This window comes from Paenisporosarcina sp. P5_A11, assembly GCF_056400705.1.
Map to the genome: position 1 here is coordinate 1 of NZ_JBFUKT010000375.1, position 844 is coordinate 844.

At 37.0% G+C, this 844-nt stretch carries 1 protein-coding gene; it reads right to left on the reverse strand.

Annotation, left to right across the window (positions count from 1 at the left end):
• On the reverse strand, positions 1 to 489 hold a 489-nt coding region (locus tag AC1DOS_RS20370; protein ID WP_477538943.1), incomplete at its 3' end, for an oxidoreductase.
• Between the last annotated feature and the right edge of the window lie 355 nt (positions 490 to 844).

Below are 844 nucleotides of genomic sequence, written 5' to 3' on the forward strand. Positions count from 1 at the left end.
ATGTAGTTCAATAACATCAAATCCAGCTTCAATTACACGCACGGTTGCTTCCTTAAAGGCTTTAACTGTATTGGCAATATCTTCTTTTGTCATTTCGTTTGGGGTTTTATAGTGCTCGTTAAACGCTAGAGGGGAAGGGGCAAAGATAGCATCATCCACTGTAGCTTTTCTACCAGCATGGGCAAGTTGTATCCCAGTTTTTGCGCCATTTAGTTTCATTAATTTGACGAGTTCTGTTAACCCTTTTGTATGATCGTCACTCCATATTCCTAAATCCTCTGAAGATATTCGACCCTCAGGTTGGACAGCCGTTGCTTCCAAAATAATTAATCCCACTTGGCCGACTGCTCGAGTGGGGTAATGGATACGGTGCCAATCTTCTACTTGACCATCTTTGTTGTGGCTTGAATACTGGCACATAGGCGCCATAACGATACGGTTTTTAAAGGTTACATCTTTAATAGTATATTCATCAAATAACTTAGCCATTTAATTAACTCCTCCTTTTATGTATATGAAGTAGTATAACAACTTACCCTAAACATAGCGCTTCTCGAGCTCTCTTGACAAAATGTTTCTTTTAATGCTTCCAAAGTTGGCAAGTTGCCTCCATCGAAACAATTATGATATGGTTAATTTACATAAGGGTATGAACACCGATGAATCTTGATAAGAATAATTATCTTTATTCGATGTTTCACAACAAGGGTTTTGTGGGAAAATAAAGGCAGTGGAGATAGTCCATCTTGAAGGAATAAAATGTCTTTAAGCAATCAATAAATATTATTCAAAAACTATTTTTTAGAAGATAAAGGGGATCCAATAATGAGTTTAACTCCTAAGC